Annotated in this window: 14 protein-coding genes; 3 read left to right on the top strand and 11 right to left on the bottom strand. The window is 64.0% G+C overall.

Going from position 1 to position 16990, the window contains the following annotated elements:
• Positions 1-246: 246 nt before the first annotated feature.
• The 8 genes from AC1C2N_RS06855 to AC1C2N_RS06820 form a co-directional block, all read right to left on the bottom strand.
• The gene (locus AC1C2N_RS06855) at positions 247-1659 is read right to left on the bottom strand and encodes an APC family permease (RefSeq protein WP_495433399.1); all 1413 of its coding nucleotides are present in this window, start codon (positions 1657-1659) and stop codon (positions 247-249) included.
• 77 nt (positions 1660-1736) lie between these two features.
• Complete coding sequence (locus AC1C2N_RS06850) at positions 1737-2660, bottom strand: aldose 1-epimerase family protein (protein ID WP_495433398.1); 924 nt, start codon at positions 2658-2660, stop codon at positions 1737-1739.
• A gap of 312 nt (positions 2661-2972) precedes the next feature.
• Positions 2973-3881, bottom strand: coding sequence for an alpha/beta hydrolase (locus AC1C2N_RS06845; protein ID WP_495433397.1), 909 nt, complete (start codon positions 3879-3881; stop codon positions 2973-2975).
• Positions 3882-4153: 272 nt separating this feature from the next.
• Positions 4154-4297: a hypothetical protein gene (locus AC1C2N_RS06840; protein ID WP_495433396.1), complete on the bottom strand. Its 144-nt coding sequence runs from the start codon at positions 4295-4297 to the stop codon at positions 4154-4156.
• Positions 4298-4361: 64 nt separating this feature from the next.
• Positions 4362-4508 carry a hypothetical protein gene (locus AC1C2N_RS06835; RefSeq protein ID WP_495433395.1) on the bottom strand — a complete coding sequence of 49 codons (147 nt, stop codon included), beginning with the start codon at positions 4506-4508 and terminating at the stop codon, positions 4362-4364.
• 83 nt (positions 4509-4591) lie between these two features.
• Entirely contained in the window at positions 4592-5173 is a 582-nt protein-coding gene (locus AC1C2N_RS06830) for a hypothetical protein (protein ID WP_495433394.1), read from the bottom strand.
• Positions 5174-5182: 9 nt separating this feature from the next.
• Positions 5183-7306: a primary-amine oxidase gene (locus AC1C2N_RS06825; protein ID WP_495433393.1), complete on the bottom strand. Its 2124-nt coding sequence runs from the start codon at positions 7304-7306 to the stop codon at positions 5183-5185.
• Between the two features lie 55 nt (positions 7307-7361).
• Positions 7362-8846, bottom strand: coding sequence for an APC family permease (locus AC1C2N_RS06820; RefSeq protein ID WP_495433392.1), 1485 nt, complete (start codon positions 8844-8846; stop codon positions 7362-7364).
• 225 nt (positions 8847-9071) lie between these two features.
• Between AC1C2N_RS06820 and AC1C2N_RS06815 the strand changes: the two genes are divergently transcribed.
• Together AC1C2N_RS06815 and AC1C2N_RS06810 are read left to right on the top strand one after the other, a co-directional pair.
• On the top strand, positions 9072-10571 hold the full coding sequence (locus AC1C2N_RS06815) for an APC family permease (RefSeq protein ID WP_495433391.1): 1500 nt from the start codon (positions 9072-9074) through the stop codon (positions 10569-10571).
• Positions 10555-11274 carry an IclR family transcriptional regulator gene (locus tag AC1C2N_RS06810; RefSeq protein ID WP_495433390.1) on the top strand — a complete coding sequence of 240 codons (720 nt, stop codon included), beginning with the start codon at positions 10555-10557 and terminating at the stop codon, positions 11272-11274. The genes AC1C2N_RS06815 and AC1C2N_RS06810 overlap by 17 nt, the downstream gene beginning before the upstream one ends.
• A 53-nt stretch (positions 11275-11327) precedes the next feature.
• On the opposite strand, the gene AC1C2N_RS06805 is transcribed toward AC1C2N_RS06810, so the two are convergent.
• The 3 genes from AC1C2N_RS06805 to AC1C2N_RS06795 all read right to left on the bottom strand — a co-directional run bounded on the left by AC1C2N_RS06805 (position 11328) and on the right by AC1C2N_RS06795 (position 16269).
• Positions 11328-13742, bottom strand: a complete 2415-nt coding sequence (locus AC1C2N_RS06805) for a hypothetical protein (RefSeq protein ID WP_495433389.1) — start codon at positions 13740-13742, stop codon at positions 11328-11330.
• A 45-nt stretch (positions 13743-13787) separates the two neighbouring features.
• Positions 13788-14885, bottom strand: coding sequence for a type I restriction endonuclease (locus AC1C2N_RS06800; RefSeq protein WP_495433388.1), 1098 nt, complete (start codon positions 14883-14885; stop codon positions 13788-13790).
• A gap of 403 nt (positions 14886-15288) precedes the next feature.
• Positions 15289-16269 (bottom strand): 5'-nucleotidase, encoded by a 981-nt coding sequence (locus tag AC1C2N_RS06795; RefSeq protein WP_495433387.1) that lies wholly within the window; start codon positions 16267-16269, stop codon positions 15289-15291.
• A gap of 182 nt (positions 16270-16451) precedes the next feature.
• On the opposite strand from AC1C2N_RS06795, the gene AC1C2N_RS06790 reads away from it, so the two are divergent.
• Positions 16452-16772, top strand: a complete 321-nt coding sequence (locus tag AC1C2N_RS06790) for a nucleotide pyrophosphohydrolase (RefSeq protein WP_495433386.1) — start codon at positions 16452-16454, stop codon at positions 16770-16772.
• The last annotated feature ends 218 nt before the right edge of the window (positions 16773-16990 follow it).

Genomic DNA, 16990 nt, shown 5'->3' with positions numbered 1-16990 from the left:
AACCGCCGCCCCAACCGCACCCGCAGCATCCGCAGCATCCGCTTCGACAAATCGTGGATTACGCCGACCTGACCACCGGATGTCCGCCGTCACGCTGGCGAGCGCGGCACATCCATGCCCGCGCTGCAGAAGTATCTGTAGCTCGGGCATGGAAGTGGAGCGGTCGCCGAAGGGCCGTCGGCTAACGGATGCCGTCACGCGCGCGAAAGCGCCTCGGGCGACGGATGCCGCCACCTGCGCGACGCGTCAGCGAGCGACGTCCTCAAGCACCGGCGGCGTCGGTTCGGAAGCACTACTCCCCCGGTGCGGCACGAACAACCCGCCGACAAAGACACCAGCGAGAACCAGCCCCCACACGAGAGCCGCGACAGTGCCGCCGACGAGGAACGGGAAGTTCCACAGCGAGATGGCGAGCACTCCCAGCAAGCCCAGTCCACCGAGGACCGACGCGGTGACCACCCACGGTGACGGCGCCTCACCGGGTGTGCCGCGCCGCTTCGCCCCGAAGGCGAGCACGGCGAAGCTCGTGAGCGCCATCATCCAGATGACACCGACCGCGCCGGCTCCCGAGTACCAGGTGTAGATCTGCACCACCGGGTCGAGCTGGGCGAGAGCCGACACCACAATGACGACGGATGTGATCGCACTGACCCACAGGGACGCCCGCGACGGTGCGCGGTGCTTCGAGTGCACCGCGGCGAGCGTGCGGGGAAGCACGCCGCGCTGTCCGAGGGTGAAGAGGTAGCGCGTGACGATGTTGTGGAAGGCCAGCATGCACGCGAACATGCTCGTCACGACGAGCACCTGCACGAGGTCGGCGAAGATCGGCGCGACGACCTCGCCCGCCAGGCCGACGATGACACTGTCGGGGTTCGCCTCGGAGGCGGCAATGGCATCCGTCCCGCCGAGTCCGGAAATCACCAGCCAGGAGGAGACGAAGTAGAGCACGCCAACGGCGACCACCGCGATGTACGTTGCCCGCGGCACGGTCCGTTCGGGGTCGCGGGCTTCGTTGCGGAACACGGCGGTGGCCTCGAAGCCGAAGAACCCGAGGAACACGAAGAGCAATCCGAGGCCGGGTGCGCCCGAGAGCGCTTCGGCCGGGCTGAACGGGGTGGTGGTCAGCTCCCGCCCCGAGAACAGCACGCCGAGGTCGATGGCGATCACCGCCACGACTTCAAGCACGAGCACGATGCCGAGCACCTTCGCCGACAGGTCGATGCTGCGGTAGCCGAGCAGCCCGACGATCACCAGCATCACCGCCGAGATGAGCCACCACGGCAGCTGCAGTCCCGTCCAGAGTTCGATCAGGTTGCCGGCCTGCACGCCGAGGTACGCCGTCATCGACACGGTCAGCAGAACGTACGACAGGAGCGCGATCGCCGCGGTTCCGAGGCCAGCCCGCCGCCCCAGCCCGCGATCCACATAGGAGTAGAACGCGCCGGCATCCGGCACCCGCGGGGTCATCCATGCGTATCCGACCGAGAACAGCAGCAGGATGACCGTCGCCACGAGCACCATCAACGGCGCGCCGATCGACCCGGACACGGTGAGAACGAGCGGGAAGTTCGCCGCCACCACGGTGATCGGCGCGGCCGCCGCGATCACCATGAAGACGATGCCGGGCACGCCCAGTCTGCGGGTCAGAGTCGTTTCCAAAACAGTTCCTTAGGGATGGGGCGTGGGCAGGGCGCGATACACGGATGCCGCTGGCCGGCATCCGCAAAATCGCAAGACTAGATTGCGGCGATACTCCACGACGCGAAGGTGACGCCGCCGGGCTGAAGCACGAGCAGGTCCTCGCCGGAGTTGAACGCGTCAGGCGGGCAGGTCATCGGCTCGACCGCGAGGCCGAGGCGGCTGGGTTCCGGTGCGGGCCGGTCGGCGGTGTGCACCTGGACCCACTTGCACGACGAGTCCCAGCGCATCTTCACGCCGGTGCCCGACGGTGCGGTGACGCGGACTTCGGCTGTGCGGTTTTCGTCGCGGACGATCGACGTGAACGCGTGGTCGATGAAGGTGTCGCCGATGACGCGGGGTTCGCGGAAATCGAAGATCCCGCCTGACTCGGTGGCGACATCCGCTTTGCCGATCGGGATGAGTCGGTCGTCGGTGACGGTGAGCACCTGCTCGGCGGGGAGGAGGAGGGTCCAGTCGTCGACCGTGCCCTCGCCGGCGACGAGGTACGGGTGCGGGCCGGTGCCGAACGGGGCGGGAGCGTTGCCGGTATTGCGGGCGGCGACGGTGGTGTGGAGGCCGTCGTCGTCGAGCGTGAATTCGACGCGTACCTGGATGCGGAACGGGTAACCGGTCTGCGCTTCGATGGTGGTGGCGAGCATGACGCGGTCGTCGGCCTCGTCGAGGGCGATGAAGTCGTGCCAGGCGACGAGTCCGTGCAGGGCGTGGTGACGCTCCGGTTCACTGAGCGCGAGGATGTAGTCGGTGCCCTCGAAGCTGTAGGTGCCGTCGACGACGCGGTTCGGCCACGGCGCGAGGGTGGCGCCGCGGTAGGCCGGGCGCACCTGGTCGGCGTCATAGGGAACGACGAGGTCGCGGCCGTTGTGCTTCAGCTCGCGCAGCGAGGCGCCGACGCTGGCGATGGTCGCGGTGTATGGGCCGCTGGTGAGCTCGAACTGCGTTCCGGAAAGAGGAAGGGTCATGGGTCAATTCTGCCGGGTGTTGGGGTTGCTCCGTGCCGCGCCGTTCGCTTGTGGTTCGCCGAGCGCTGCAGCTCCATGCTCGCGCTGCAGAAGTATGTGCAGCGCAAGCATGGAAGTGCAGCGGCGGATGCTGCGCAATGCGTCGGTCGGTTGAGCTGGGTGTTGGGCGTCGCTCCGTGCCGCGCCGTCCGGGCGTGGTTCGTCGCGCGCTGCAGATCCATGCCCGCGCTGCAGAAGTATGTGTAGCGCGAGCATGGAAGTGCAGCGGCGGATGCTGCGCGATGCGTCGGTCGGTCGGGCCGGGTCGGGTGATTACTGGGCGGCGGTCGCTGATCGCAACCACGCCTGCGCGCGCTCGATCAGTTCCCGCGCCACAGTTGTGTCGTTCGCCCAGTTCTCAAAGCCGTGCACGCCGCCCGGCACAACATCGGTGGTCACTGGCACGCCCGCAGCCCGAAGCGCGTCGGCGTATACGCTGTCCTCGTCGGCGAACAGCTCCAGGTCTGTCCAGGTCAGGTACGCGGGCGGCAAACCCGTCAGGTCGAGGCGCCGCGCAGGAACTGAATATGGCGGGACGTCGGCCGAACCGACCGGAGCACCGAGGTAGCCCGACCACCCCTCCCGATTCTTCCGGTTATTCCACACGAAATGCTCCTGAGCGTCGAGGTCACGACGGGCTGCCGTGCGGTCATCAAGCATGGGAGCGAACAGCCATTGCGCACACGGCTGGGTGCCCCCGTCGTCGTGGATCCGTTGCACGAGTCCCGCCGCGAGGCCGGCACCAGCGCTCTCCCCACCGACGGCGATTCGGGCGGACTCCACTCGAAGCGCTGCCGCATGCTGCAGGAACCAGCGCCATGCGGTCAGCACATCCTGGTGCGCGGCCGGGAACGGATGCTCCGGCGCGAAACGGTAATTCGCTGACACGATGACGACGCCCAACCGTTCCGCAGTGGACAGGCAGAGCGTTTCATCCTGCCTCGCATCGCCGAACAGCAGTCCGCCGCCGTGAATCCACAGCAATCCCGCGCCGCTCCGTGCGCCAACCGGCTCGTAGATTCGCAGTCGAACAGAGCCCGCCTTCGCGACACGCACTCGCACGGCTGATGACTTCGGGACTGGCATCATCGTGACGAGGGGCCGGACAAGCCAGCGTGGGAGCGACACTTGCGCGCGCTTCATCGGTTTGCGCAGTTCGGGAAGGACGTGTTCGATCTCCATGGTGTGGGTCCTCCGCGACGCGCGCTGCTCGATATACCTGACTGCACCCTATCCGGGACAGTCACGGAGGCCAGTCGGCAGCATCCATTCCGCGGGTCGCACGTGCGCTCCACGCGGGCGTCGAGACGACAAGCCCGCGTCGTGCAGCTCAGGCCAGTCGGCGAGCGCTGCAACTCCATGTCCGCGCTGCAGAAGTATGTGCAGCGCGAGCATGGAAGTGCAGCGGTGGGCAGCGCGGATGGGCCGGGTGACGCGGAAAGTGTGGCGGAGCTTCAGATCGCGAGCGCGCCCGCCATCAGCGCGACGGATGCCGCCATGCTCGCGGCCTCGAAGCATCCGAGCCAACCGCGGCCGCCGTGTTCGGCGAGCGCTGCAGATCCATGCCCGCGCTGCAGAAGCACCTGTAGCGCGGGCATGGAAGTACAGCGGCGGCCGATGCGGATGGGATGGAGCGCGTGCAGCGCATGGGTTGGCGCAGCCTCAGACGGCGAGCGCGCCCGCCATCAGCGCAACGGATGCCGCCATGCTCGCGGCCTCGAGGCATCCGATCAGGTCCCGCAGGAGCGGTTCGTCGGCGAGCGCTACAGATCCATGCCCGCGCTGCAGAATTATGTGTAGCGCGGGCATGGAAGTGCAGCGGTCGGCGAGATTGGGAGGGCTCCACGCGCAGGGAGTGCAGCGCTGGGCGAAACGAAAGGTGTGGCAGGGCCTCACACAGCTAGCGCGCCCGCCATCAGCGCAACGGATGCCGCCATGCTCGCTGCCTCGAGGCATCCGAGAACGTCGCGCCTCGGCAGACGGTACAGCGCTGCCGCACGCCAGGTCGAGTAGCCGACATAGACCGCTGATCCGGTGAGCACGAGGGTGGGGAGCAGTCCCCCCGTGGAGTGGTGCGATGCGACGGATGCCGCGTGGCCTGCCGCCATCACGGCGAGCAGCCCGGCCATCACGATTAGACCGAGACTCGAGTGCAACAACGGCGGGTGGCCACGGTCCCGGTCGCGCATGTCCGACGACTCGGTGGTCGCGCGCCCGCCCGAACCAGGTACCGTCGCAAGCGACACCCGCCCCAGCGGCAACCCGACCAGGGCGAGCGCGACCAGGGCGACCACCCACAGGATCGGGGCGACGAGACCGAGGCCGAGCGCGACATCCGCCATCGCCACCAACATCGCAACGGCGGCAAAGCCCTCGAACCCGGACAGCACCCGGCTCCCCCGCCGACCCCCGACGGTGCAACACGCACCGAAGGCGGCCGGCAGGAGAGCCGAGAGGTGGAGCAACTCCGTCATGGCGAAGAGCTAGTGCCCGCAGGTGCAGTTGTCGCCGCACCCGCCCGATGAAGCAGCGGCAGCAGAACCAGCAGCCGACGAAGCCGACAGCCCGAGATCCGCCGACGCCACCCCATCGCCATCAGCAACACCGAGCTCGTCCGAGGCCGCCGCATCGGGCGACGCGATCCCCGACGAACAGTGCGCCACCGCCGCCGGCACATTCAGCGCCGGGTTCTTGCCGAAGAACCCATACGGCTTGAGCGTGAACTTCGCGTAGTCGACGGGCATCACTGGCCAATCCTCCGGCCGCGGAAAGTGCGTCGGCCCGAACGTGTGCCACAGCACAATGTCCTCACCGTCGACCGACGCGTCATCCGCGATATACCGAGAGACGCCGTCACGACCCGGGTTCTGATGCACGAAGTCGCCAGCCGCATACTTCTCGGCGGGGTCGTACTGAGTGACGAACAGGTGCTTGGTCGCAAACTCCGCGCGCGCAGCGATCGAGGAGGAGGCATCCGCCAGCAGCGTCGGGGCATCCTGCGGGTAGAGCGTGTATCCGGTCGGCCGCCCCATCCGGTTGGTCTTCTCCGTGTTCACGACGTTCCAGGAGCGGGCAACGGATGCGTCGGCGACGCGACCCGAGACCGCTTCCGTTGAGATGCGGGTCGTCTTCTTGGTGAACGCGTTGCCGTGCTCGTTGCCCGGTCCGACCGGCACCCGCCCGACTTCAACCTCATCGACGGCGTTGGACAGCCCGTCGACCATCATGTCGAGCCGCGCCGAGAAGAGGTGCTGGTGGTACGGGCCGCCGAGTCCGGGCGCGACCTCCGACGCATACGGGTAATCGTCACCGGAGGCGGAGAGCCCCGGGTACGCCGAGGTAAACAGGATGCCGGTCAGCTTCGCCTCACACTCGATGGTGCCGTCGAGGTAGAGGTACCAGTAGAAGCCGTAGTCGTAGTTGCCGACGGTGGTGAAGAACGAGATGACGAGCCGGCGAGAGCGGCGCACCTCGTTCGAGCCGGTGTAGAGGTCGGAGTGCTTCCACAGCGTGCCGAAGTCTTCCTCGTGCATGCAGATGCCGTTCGAAATGGTGAACGGGTTGCCGGTCTCGTCGGCCATCACCGCGTCGAAGTACTTGATCTCGCCGACACAGTCGCAGCCGAGCGCGAGCGAGTTGGTGAACCGGCCGAAGAGGTACTCGCCGGTGTCGAAGTAGTTCTGCCAGAACCGCACCGGCGACGGGTCCGCGTAGGGAACGAGCATTTCATTGATCGAGGCACGGTAGATGACCGAACGCTCCTCGCCGGCATCCGTGAAGGACAGCTGACGCAACACCAGACCCTCGCGCACGTCGAAACCGACCTGGAACTTCCAGTTCGCCCAGCTGACCACATCGCCGTCCACCGTGAAGCTCGGCCCCTCGGGCTGAGTGATGACGATCGGCTTGAGCGTCGTGAGCGGTTCGCCCTGCACCGCCGGGTCGTCGAAGTTGCCGCTCTCGGCGGGAATCGCCAGGTCAGCCGAGTCAATCAGCCGCGTGATCGTGCGGGATGCCGTGTCGACGTACGCGCTGAGACCGTCAACCGGGTGCGCCCAGACGTGGTCGCCCGGGTAGTCCTGCCGGAAGGCGAGCACACGCAGCATCCGTCGCCCTTCCTCCTCGGGGAAGTCGTAGTACCCGGCAGACAGCGGCACAACCTTGACGTCCTCGACGGTGGTGCCGCGGCGGGTCAGCGCCTCGACCCAGCGCGGATCCTCGGCGACGATGTCGGCCACCGCGTCGAATTCCTCGACCAGGATCGGCAACTGACCCGCCGAGCCGTCGAGCACCGAGGTGGAGAGCACTTCACCGGCGTCGAGCGACACGATGTTGTCCGTCGAGCGCCCGGTCGCCATGTCGAGCAGCATCACCCGCGCCCGGCGTTCAGGCAGTGCGCCCTGCCCCGCCTGCCAGGCGAGCACCTCGCGCTTGTGCGGTTCGTCGAGCCCGACGTAGGCGAAGCGGGTGGTCCCGGTGAAGTCGTCCGATGCGGTGACGATGTCGCGGATGGTCACGAATTCTTCGGCGGTGAGATTGGCGAGCGGATGCTGCGTGCCCGCTTCGTTCTCGCCCGAGGTTGCGGTGGGGGTGTCGACGAGGGTCATGAGGGTGGTCTCCTTGCTGGTGGTGCGGGGTGGGAAATAAGAGGAATAGAGAGGGTCAGCCGCTGATCGCGTCGGTGAGCGTCTCGTAGACGGCGGGATGGGTCTTCTTGATGACGAGCGCCTGCACCCAGCCGATGAGCGGGAACAGCACGATCAGTCCGAGGAGCACGGCGCTCACCGCGCCAAAGCTCGGCGTCCCTGTCGCGTCGACGTCGCCGACGAGCATCGGGAAGTTGGCGATGATGACCACGGCGGCACCGACCAGTCCGACGAAGCCGAGCCCGGGAGCGATGACCGTGTTCCAGAGCCGTCCGTCCTTCTTGGTGCGGGCGAAGTAGACGATGATCGCTGCGCTCGTGATCGCCATCAGGATCGCAATGGCGAGGGTCGCGACGCCGGCGAACCAGGTGAACACCTGCAGCACCGGGTCAAGCCCGAGCACCGCGAAGATCGCGACGCACACGGCGGCGGTGATGCTCTGGGTGAGCGACGACAGGTGCGGCGAGACGTGCTTCGCGTGCACCGAACCGATGCGGGCCGGCAGCACGCCAGCGTTCGACATCGAGTGCTGGTAGCGGGTGATGACGTTGTGGAACGAGAGCACGCAGGCGAACATGCTCGTGATCAGCAGCACGTTGATGATGATCTCTCCGACAACACCGAGGTACTGCGCTGTCGTGACGAGGATCATCGCGCCGGGATCTTCGGCGGCGACACCGAGCACGTTGTCGGGGCCCCAGGCCATGACCAGCCCCCACGACGCGAGGGTGTAGAACAGGCCGATGCCGATCACTGCGACGTAGGTGGCGCGCGGGATGGTGCGATTCGGGTCCTTGGCCTCGTCACGGAAGATTGCCGTTGCTTCGAAACCGATGAACGCGGCGATCGCGAACATCAGACCGATACCCGGTGACCCACTCATCACGTGAGACGGCTCGAACGGCGCCAGCGAAAGGCCATCCGCCCCGCCGGCGAACACAACAGCGGCGACCAACGCCAGCACGATACCGACCTCACCGATCAGCAGCACGCCGAGCACCTTGGACGACAGGTCGATGTGCCGGTAACCGAGGATGCCGACCAGCGCGATCGACGCCAGCGAATACAGCGGCCAGGCAATGTCGGGTCCGCCGAGGCCGGTCACCGTCACGTTGAGCAGGTAACCGATATAGCCGTAGACCGACACCTGGATGGTCGTATAGGTGAGCAGCGCGAGGAACGCGCTCGCGAGCCCCGCCTTCTTGCCGAGCCCGTAGCCGACGAAGGTGAAGAACGCGCCCGGCTTCGGCACGTGCTTGGTCATCGCGGCGAGGCCAACCGAGAACAGCAGCAGCACGACCGCCGAGATGGCATACATGCTCGGAAAGCCGACCCCGTTGCCGAGGAGGATGCCGAGCGGAGCGGCACCGCCGATCACGGTGAGCGGTGCCGCCGCGGCGACAACCATGAAGACGATCGCCGTGACGCCGAGCGAGCCGGAGAGCGCTCGTCCGGTCGGCGCGGCACCGGCGTCTGCGGCCGGTTTGGTGGTGACGGTCATGAGAGTTCTCCAAGCTGAGCGAACGATGCAGGTGAAGAGGAGCGGATACCGGCAAGCTTCACCCGCCGCTGTTGCGCCGAGATTCCTGCCGCGTAAAACACCGAGCATGGTGAATGAGACGAGAGCCGCCCCGCCGTCTCATTTAGACGTCACCTGCCCGAAACACGCGCGTCGCGGCGGCGCAACGAGGGCCACCTAACGTGAGGTCATGTCGGAGATCGTCGAATGACCGCCCTCGACCGGGCGATTTCACACCCTGACCCTGTTGAGGGGCTGGGGAGCCGCTCCCCCATGCACGGTCTCGACCGGCGCAGTGTCGGCTTCGCCGAAGTGCTCGCCCAGTCGGTATCGGCGGTGGCGCCGTCGGCCGCCGCGACGACCATGCCGCTGTTCATCGCCGTGGTTGCGGGCGGCGCCTCGTTCTGGTCGCTCGCGCTCGCCATGGGGCTGGCACTGCTGATCGCCACGACGGTGAACTCATTCGCGAAGCGGATCGCCGCCACCGGCTCCCTTTATACCTTCGTCGCGAAGACCTTCGGCGCCGGGGCCGGTGTCGTCACCGGTGTGGGGATGCTCATCGGCTACGGCTTCATCGCGATGTTCGCGCTCGCCGGTGCCAGCTACTACCTCGTCATCCTGCTCGGCCGGGTCTCCCCGTACCTGACCTCGAGTTCGGCGGTGGCCGCTCTGATCGTGGGGATTCTGGCAGCTGTGGTGTTGCTGGTGCTCGCGCGGGGCATCCGTTTATCGACACGGGTGACGCTGCTGGTGGAGCTCGTCTCGGTGACCATCATTTTGATTCTCGTCGGCACCCTGCTCGCGCAGGTCGGGCCGACGATCGACTGGTCGGCGTTATCGCTGGCCGGGGGCACCCCGACGACGCTGTCGGTAGGGGCGGTTGTCGCGTTGACGGCGTTTGTGGGCTTCGAGAGTTCGGCCACCTTGGGGGTGGAGGCCCGCAAGCCGTACGCGGCGATTCCGCGCGCGATTGTCTGGACGGTGCTGGTGTCGGGCGGGCTGTACCTGCTGGCGTCGTTCAGTCAGCTCGTCGGGTTTGCGTCGCTGGGGCAGGACATCCGGGCGAGTGAGTCGCCGGTGAATGACCTGTCGGCGGGGTTCGGGCTGGAGTGGATGGGGGTGCTGCTCGATGTGAGCATTGCGGCGTCGTTCCTGGCCTGTGCGATCGCGTCGACGACGGCGCTCGCGCGGGTGTTGTTCACGATGGGGCGGGAGGGGCTGCTGCCCGAGGCGTTCGGGCGGGCGCACGCCCGGTATCGCACGCCGTTCACCGCGGTGATGGTGGCGGTGCCGGTGATCGCCGTTGTGCCGATCGTCGCGGTCTTCGTTGGTGACGGGTTGTGGCCGGCGATGCAGGTGCTACTCGTGGTGGCGGCGGCCGGCTACATCACGTCGTACATCCTGGTCTGTGCGGCGGCGCCGGTGTTCTTGAAGCGGATCGGCGAGTTCACGGTCTGGGCCGGGGTTCGCGGCGTCGCAACGGCGGTGCTGTTGACCGGTGTGCTCGTGGTGTATCTCGGAGCCGAGGTGCTGTCGTCGCGGGCGGCCGGGGTGTGGATGTTCGGAGTCGTGATGCTCGTCGGGGTGACGGCATACCGGCTGCGGGTGCGGCGGCGGCCGTGGCTGCGCGAAACCATCGGGGCGTGGGATGAGCCCAGCGCCGGTGATGTGCTTGGAGGGGCCGTGTCGGATGTCCGCCGTGACTGAGCCGCGGGCGGTGCGGCCGCCTCCAGCTGCGTCGGCCCCACCGGCTGCGGTCGGGGAGGTGCGGGCGCGCCAGCCGAAGGCGATCCACAGTGCGCTGACCGTGCTCGAGGAGGTCGCCCGGCTCGGTGCCGGTGTCACCGCGCAGGAGATCTCCCAGAGCCTGGGCCTGCCCCGTGCGACCACCTACCGCCTGATCAACCTGCTGGTCCAAGACGAATACCTGGTGCGGATGCCGGACCTCACCGGTTTTGCGCTCGGCCGCAAAGTGGTCGAGCTCGCGCACCTCGTCGCACCGACGCCACCGCCCCAGGCAGTGCGGGACGTAATCGCTGACTTGCGCTCCCGCATCCGCGGCGGCATCCACCTCGTGCGCTACGAGGGCGACCGAATCCTCATCGTGGATGCTGACCCGGACTTTCCCCCCAGCGACGAGTCGCGAATCTCGCGCGACCTGACCGCCTCGGCGATGGGCCGCCTGCTGCTCGCGGAGCGAGACGGTGGGGCGTCAACGTCGGGTTATGCGTCACAGACCGGTGAGCTGACGCCGGGATACGGATGCCTCGCACTGCCGATCCGGGCGGCCGACGGTCGGCTCGTGGGCGCGCTTTGCCTGTCAGCACCGGCCGTGCGGATTGCGCAGCCGGGCGAGTTGCTCCCCAGCCTCGAAGAGAGCGCGCGTCACTTAGCGCCACTTTTGGCGTAACAGCCACCCGACACGGTTTCGGTGTAATCAATGCAAGCCCCCGACAGCCACGGTCATAAAGCGGGAGCTGATGCATCCAAGTCAGACATTGCACCATCAGCTTCTACGGTCATCGTGCGGTTCCCGGGTTCCGGACGAACCGGAAACCCAGACCAGAAAGACAAAAACTTAGATTCGAAGCCTTCGCGGAACCTGAGCATCTCGTTCGGTTCAGCAAAGACAGCGCCTTGCATTAGATACAGAGGTTTCGCAGTTGATGGGAGCCCCAATAGGTCGTACCCGGACGGTGATGAGAACCGGATCTCATCGCCATGAGATCGCAGCACAGTCACAACGCGACCCCACGAATCGGTCTCAAGCCGTGAAACTTCGAACGTCGACCGTACGCATCCGATCTCCTCGAGCTGATCCAGAGCCTTACGGGCGCGAGCGAGCGCATCATTGACCTCCACGATTGACGGAGTTCGCTGCTGAGTCTTGGCATGCAATAGGCCATTGCGCGCAGTCATAATGCCCGAATCATTCAATCCACGCCCCACAGCTCCGAGGATTTCCGCCACATGAACTTGCGATGAAGCGGTGAGATCCAGGAAGGGCACTGAGTGTTTGAATGGGAAACGCTGCAGCGACGTTTTCTTGACGAATTTCGGTATCTCGGCGGGGGGTCGGACGAAACGCGCCTCTTCTTCACGTAAGCGATCTAGCTTCTTCGAGAGCCGAATGAAGCCCTGGACGATCGCGCTCAAGTCGGGCTCCTCGCTGAGCTCATTGTGTTTCGCGCCTTCGACAGAGGCGGAGGCGTTCAGCGTGTCAATGGCGAAGGCGCGAGCCATCGACTGATGAAAATGAAACGGACGCTCAGACGTGAAATGGTCGTTTAGAAGAGACCAAGTTGCAAAAACGAGTGAGTCGAAGAGGAATCGCTCCAGCGCCACAAAGTAGTTCGACGCAAGCCCGCGCAACTTGTCCTCATCTAGGCCAAGGTTCACTCCAGCAGTTCTGGACAGGCTCTCTAATACATCGTGCCGCGTCCAATACTCGTCGCGTATGTCTTCGCGCCGCTGCGGTGAGAATCCGAGCTTCCACAGAAGAACATCAATGAATGCATCATCGGGCTGTATTTCCTTTATCCCTAGAAGTGAGGCCACCCTGGCTGCATTTTCTCTGCGCGCAAGGACGAGCCGGCGCAGCACTTCGGCCGGCTCGGACTTCCTCAAAAAGGCCTCGAGTTTTTCAGTCGGAGTGTCGCCTTTGATCTCCCGCAGAGTCCACGACAAGTCGTCCATATCTTGCGCTGAATCTGCGTCGAATAAGGATCGCGCCATCGACGATAGTCGGAGCAAAGCGACAGATCTGCGGCTGGCGACAGCACGATAACCTAGTGAGCTAACTTCTGATCGAAGACGCCAAGCGCCCGACCGGACCCGGTGATTCACCATCGGCCGGCGAATCTCCCCGGGCGGCAGGACGATGTGCTGTTCCCTCACGCACTCATCAATCACTCTGACCAAATCACGATCCGATTCAGTGAGAAGTAGTTGTAGAAGACGCGATCGATCCAGTCCGACCGACCATTTCGTGGGGGAACCGATAAGCCCAAAGGACTTCGCAACGCCATCCAAACGTCCCGCGCTGGTTCGATGTGCCTCTGCGAGTAACACTCGCAGTTCCTCGTCGTCGAATGCGTCACCGAGCAAGTAAGGAAGGGTGGACTGGTCATTCTCTTCATAGGGGTTGAGTAGGTCCTCCATGACATCCGATAGGAATCCATTCCAGTCGGAAGGGTCCTTCGATACCTGGTCAAGGACTTTATACAGAGCCGACCGATTGCGATTTACTCCGGGTTCATAGCTTGTCGTCAATCGAATATCGTGCACCACAGGGCACGACAGATCGGCACAGTGTTGGAGTGGGATCGACAGGGTTGGGGAAAGGTCTCGACGGTGCGCTAACCGGATCACACCATATGGACCCAACAGAAAATGTCCGGCCTGAAACACGCCCTGTGGTTCGTCGCCCAGTAGCTTCAGCGAATCTTCGTGCCGCAGGTGGGTGCGTTCGTCTTTGAAGAATTCAGCCGTGCGATCGTAGAGAAGACGTCCAAATATCATCGGAAACCTCATGCGCTTCGACACGACGCTGCGGGATATGGCGTCCACCAAGCGGCCCACGTCTATGGCCGCAATGTCGATGAGAGGTTCAACGTGAACGAGACCCAATAGACAGAGCAGATTGGCGTCCTTGGCGTCCACGTCCTCCTTGGTAATCAATTGATCACGAACTCTTTTGCCCGCATCGGTGAGCACGATTGCCCGGTTCAATTCATCCGAGACTTTATATTTCGAGTCGATGATGCAACTACTAAGAATTTCAACCAAGGACAGCAGGTCCAGAAATTTTCCTCGCCATGTCGTATCGGAATATCTCGATGCGAGCTCAATACGGGACAGTGGTTGAGTGATTGGCATTTCCTGACCTGCCTCTATTCTCGGTGAGCGATTGCCCCAGTTTTCTCATTGCTCGTAGGTTTTGACCATCTCGCGGATCGCCGAAGCGTGGTTGTAGATCTCATCGAGCGATTCAATCGGGTGGCGCGTCTCGTTCTTGTCAGCGTCGAAAAGGCCCAGGTACTTCTGCTTCTTTCCGTTGAAATGCAGGCGCGCAATCGGCTTCCGGTTGTTGTCGTCAAGCAGGACTGCGAAGTAGGACTTGGCGTCGCGGTGCACGACCCGGTGCGGGCGGACCTCGCTGCAGGCGATCGCTTTAACGATCTGGTAGCCCTCGAGCTCCTCGAGAGTCGTCTCCAGTTCGGTGTCGCGGTCCAGATCGTCTTCGGCAACTGGCCGACTGGTGACGGCTTCCGCAGCGGCAGCGCTCTCAACCACCGGAAAACTTGAAGCGCCGAGGGCGGTCTTCAGCCGGTCGTTGACCTGGTCATTCAAGTACTGCTTTGTTGCCTTGGTGACCAGCGTGGTGAACTGTTCGCGGACCTTCTGAGTGAAGGCACCGTCGTAGACACGGGTCGCGAAGAACCGAATCCAGTCGTCCTCCGGGTCTTTGAACTGTGCGGCGATCGTCCGCTTGATCTGGCCGATGTACTTCAGTTCACCCGCAGCGGAGATGATCGAGTCGAGGTCGAACACATCCTTGGTGAGCTTGATCAGCTCGGGAATCAGCGTTTCATCAATGTCGAGGAGATCGAGGACGAGGAACGGCTTCTCGTCCATTCGGTTCGGCGCATCCAGGTCCGTGTAGAACTGGTAGGTCTCACCGTTGGTGAGCACTGCAATACGTGCATTGGTGACAGCGAAGTACCGGAACAGCTGTGATGCGTGCTCGATCTTAAGCGGCTCAGTCGACTTCTTGCACTCGATGAGCATCTGGACTTCCCCGTCGCGCATGATCGCGTAGTCGATCTTTTCACCGCGCTTGATACCCACGTCGGCTGTGAATTCCGGCACAACCTCTAGGGGGTTGAAGACGTCGTAGCCGAGGATCGTTGAGATGAAGGGCATGATGAACGCATTCTTCGTTGCCTCCTCCGTCTGAATCGCGTCCCGCTGATTGCGGACCTTCGTTGCGAGTGCGGTCAGCAGTTCTGCGAATTCCATGTCACTCCAGGTCGGTGCTTACGGCGGCGACCGTTGCCGCTGCCGTGTGCGGGGAATGGTCGCGCAGGTCACGCGCGCGAGTTGCGCACATTGCGTCATTTCCCCTCCCCGATGCTTCCATTCATCGGCATACCTTTTCCCACCCAGAGCGGGGTACACCTGGCGAGCGACAGGGTCAGCCAAACGGATGGTGAGCTGACGCCGGGCTACGGATGCCCCGTACTGCCGATCCGCGCTGCCGACGGTCGCCTCGTGGGTTCCCTCTGGTATGTCAGCGTCCGCTCAGCGAATTGCGGCGACGGTGGGCAGCGCCCTCAGCTACAGGGCGCTGCACTCGGCCTAGCGCCGCTACTACATCCGTCGGAGACCGCCGCGGAACAGGACGAGTGGGTTAGCTGGTCCTTCAGCGGGACACAACGAAGGCGCTGATATCTTCGGTTGTTCCGCGCTGGTCGGGGACCGTTTCATTGATGACTCCGAAAGGCACGTGCACGCTGGGGATTTCATCGGCCGAGTCTTGGAGGTGTCGAAGCTGATCATCAAAAAAGAGATGGGGTTTCAGGACGCGCAACACCTTTGCCTTCTCAATCCCGCCTAGGAAAAAAGCATCGTTCACACGGACACCCCACGATTTAAGAGTCTTGACGACTCGTTCGTGCGATGGCGCGTTTCGCGCAGTGACGATGGCGACATGCACGCGCCGATTGTAGCCGGGCTCGGCAGCAACACGCGCTTCCTCAATATCTTGGATTCGATTGATACCCCGCAAGAAATCCGACAGCCTTCCCTCGGCAAGCGGCACTTCAGTGTGCTCTGTCTCATGAGCATGAAAGGCGGGCAGACCCCCCGCCTGCATGACGCGCTCCGATGAGTCATCGGCCAGCACACCATCGAAGTCAAACGCGATTCGCAAGTCGGTACCGTTCGGGTCCGCGGCTGGCAGCCCGATGACCTGCCCCGCAGAAAATCCCATCTTCAACGCGACCCTGACATCCTCTTCGTTTTGCGACAGGAACAACGACATGTTCAGCGCTCCCATGTACTCGTATGGCGAGCGCCCTTGCATGAAGATCGCACGGGAAATTGGGAGATTGTGATTCTCGATTGAGCGCATTACACGGAGTCCGGTCTCCGGATCATTGCGCGAAAGCACGATCACCTCCACGAGCGGCGTACCATCCGGCGACAGGTCGTTGAGGGAGAGGAGACGCTTGATGAAAGGGAACGCGACGCCCGGCTGCAGCGCCTCCTCCAGATGTTTTTCCTGGTACTCGCGATACCCGGATTCGCCTTGGTCCCTGAAGACAGAATCGGCGGCGGATAAGTCAAAGAGAGCGCTCGAGGCAACACCGACGACGAGCATTTTCTCCAGATCGTATGCCACGGAGCTCCTTATCCCACGCACAGTGGACCAAAGCAGGCCTCCCGCGCGCACAGCGAATCCTTAGATGCTGGCACAGCCGGACTAAGGCTTTCCCACCCAATCTGGGGTACATGCGCCTGTGCACCTCAGCTCCCCTGATGTTCTCCCGACGTCGGGGCCCGACGCGCTGCTAGGTTGACTGGATGATGGAAAAGTCAGTCGGCGACGAGATCGCAACGTTCATGGCCGAGCGCGACTGGGCGCAATTCCACAGTCCCGAGAACCTCGCCAAGAGCATCGCCATCGAGGCCGGCGAGTTGCTCGAGTGCTTCCAATGGAATGCCGACGCCGACCCGGCCCGTGTTCGAGAAGAACTGGCCGACGTCCTCACCTACTGCATGCTCCTCGCCGATCGCATCGGGGCTGACCCCAACCAGATCGTCCTCGACAAGCTCGCCATCACCCGCGAGAAGTACCCCGTCGATAAAGCGCGCGGTCGAAGCACGAAATATGACGCTCTCTAGAATCGACCGTCTCGATTTCACTCGACAGGCAGTGTCGGCGTGGGGTCCGACTCACTCCCAAAACTCGAACTGGCCGGTCGTCTACGTCCTCGATGACGACGGTGTGACCAGTACCACACGGCGAAAACCACTACTGAGCGATATCTACGTCGGTGAGTCTCGGAGCGCAGTCTCGCGAATGCGACAGCATTTCGATTCACCTGACAAGCAGCATCTCA

This window comes from Mycetocola sp. Y791 (assembly GCF_059445325.1).
The sequence above is the reverse complement of the archived record's forward strand: the minus strand, read 5'-3'. Positions and strand labels throughout refer to the sequence as shown.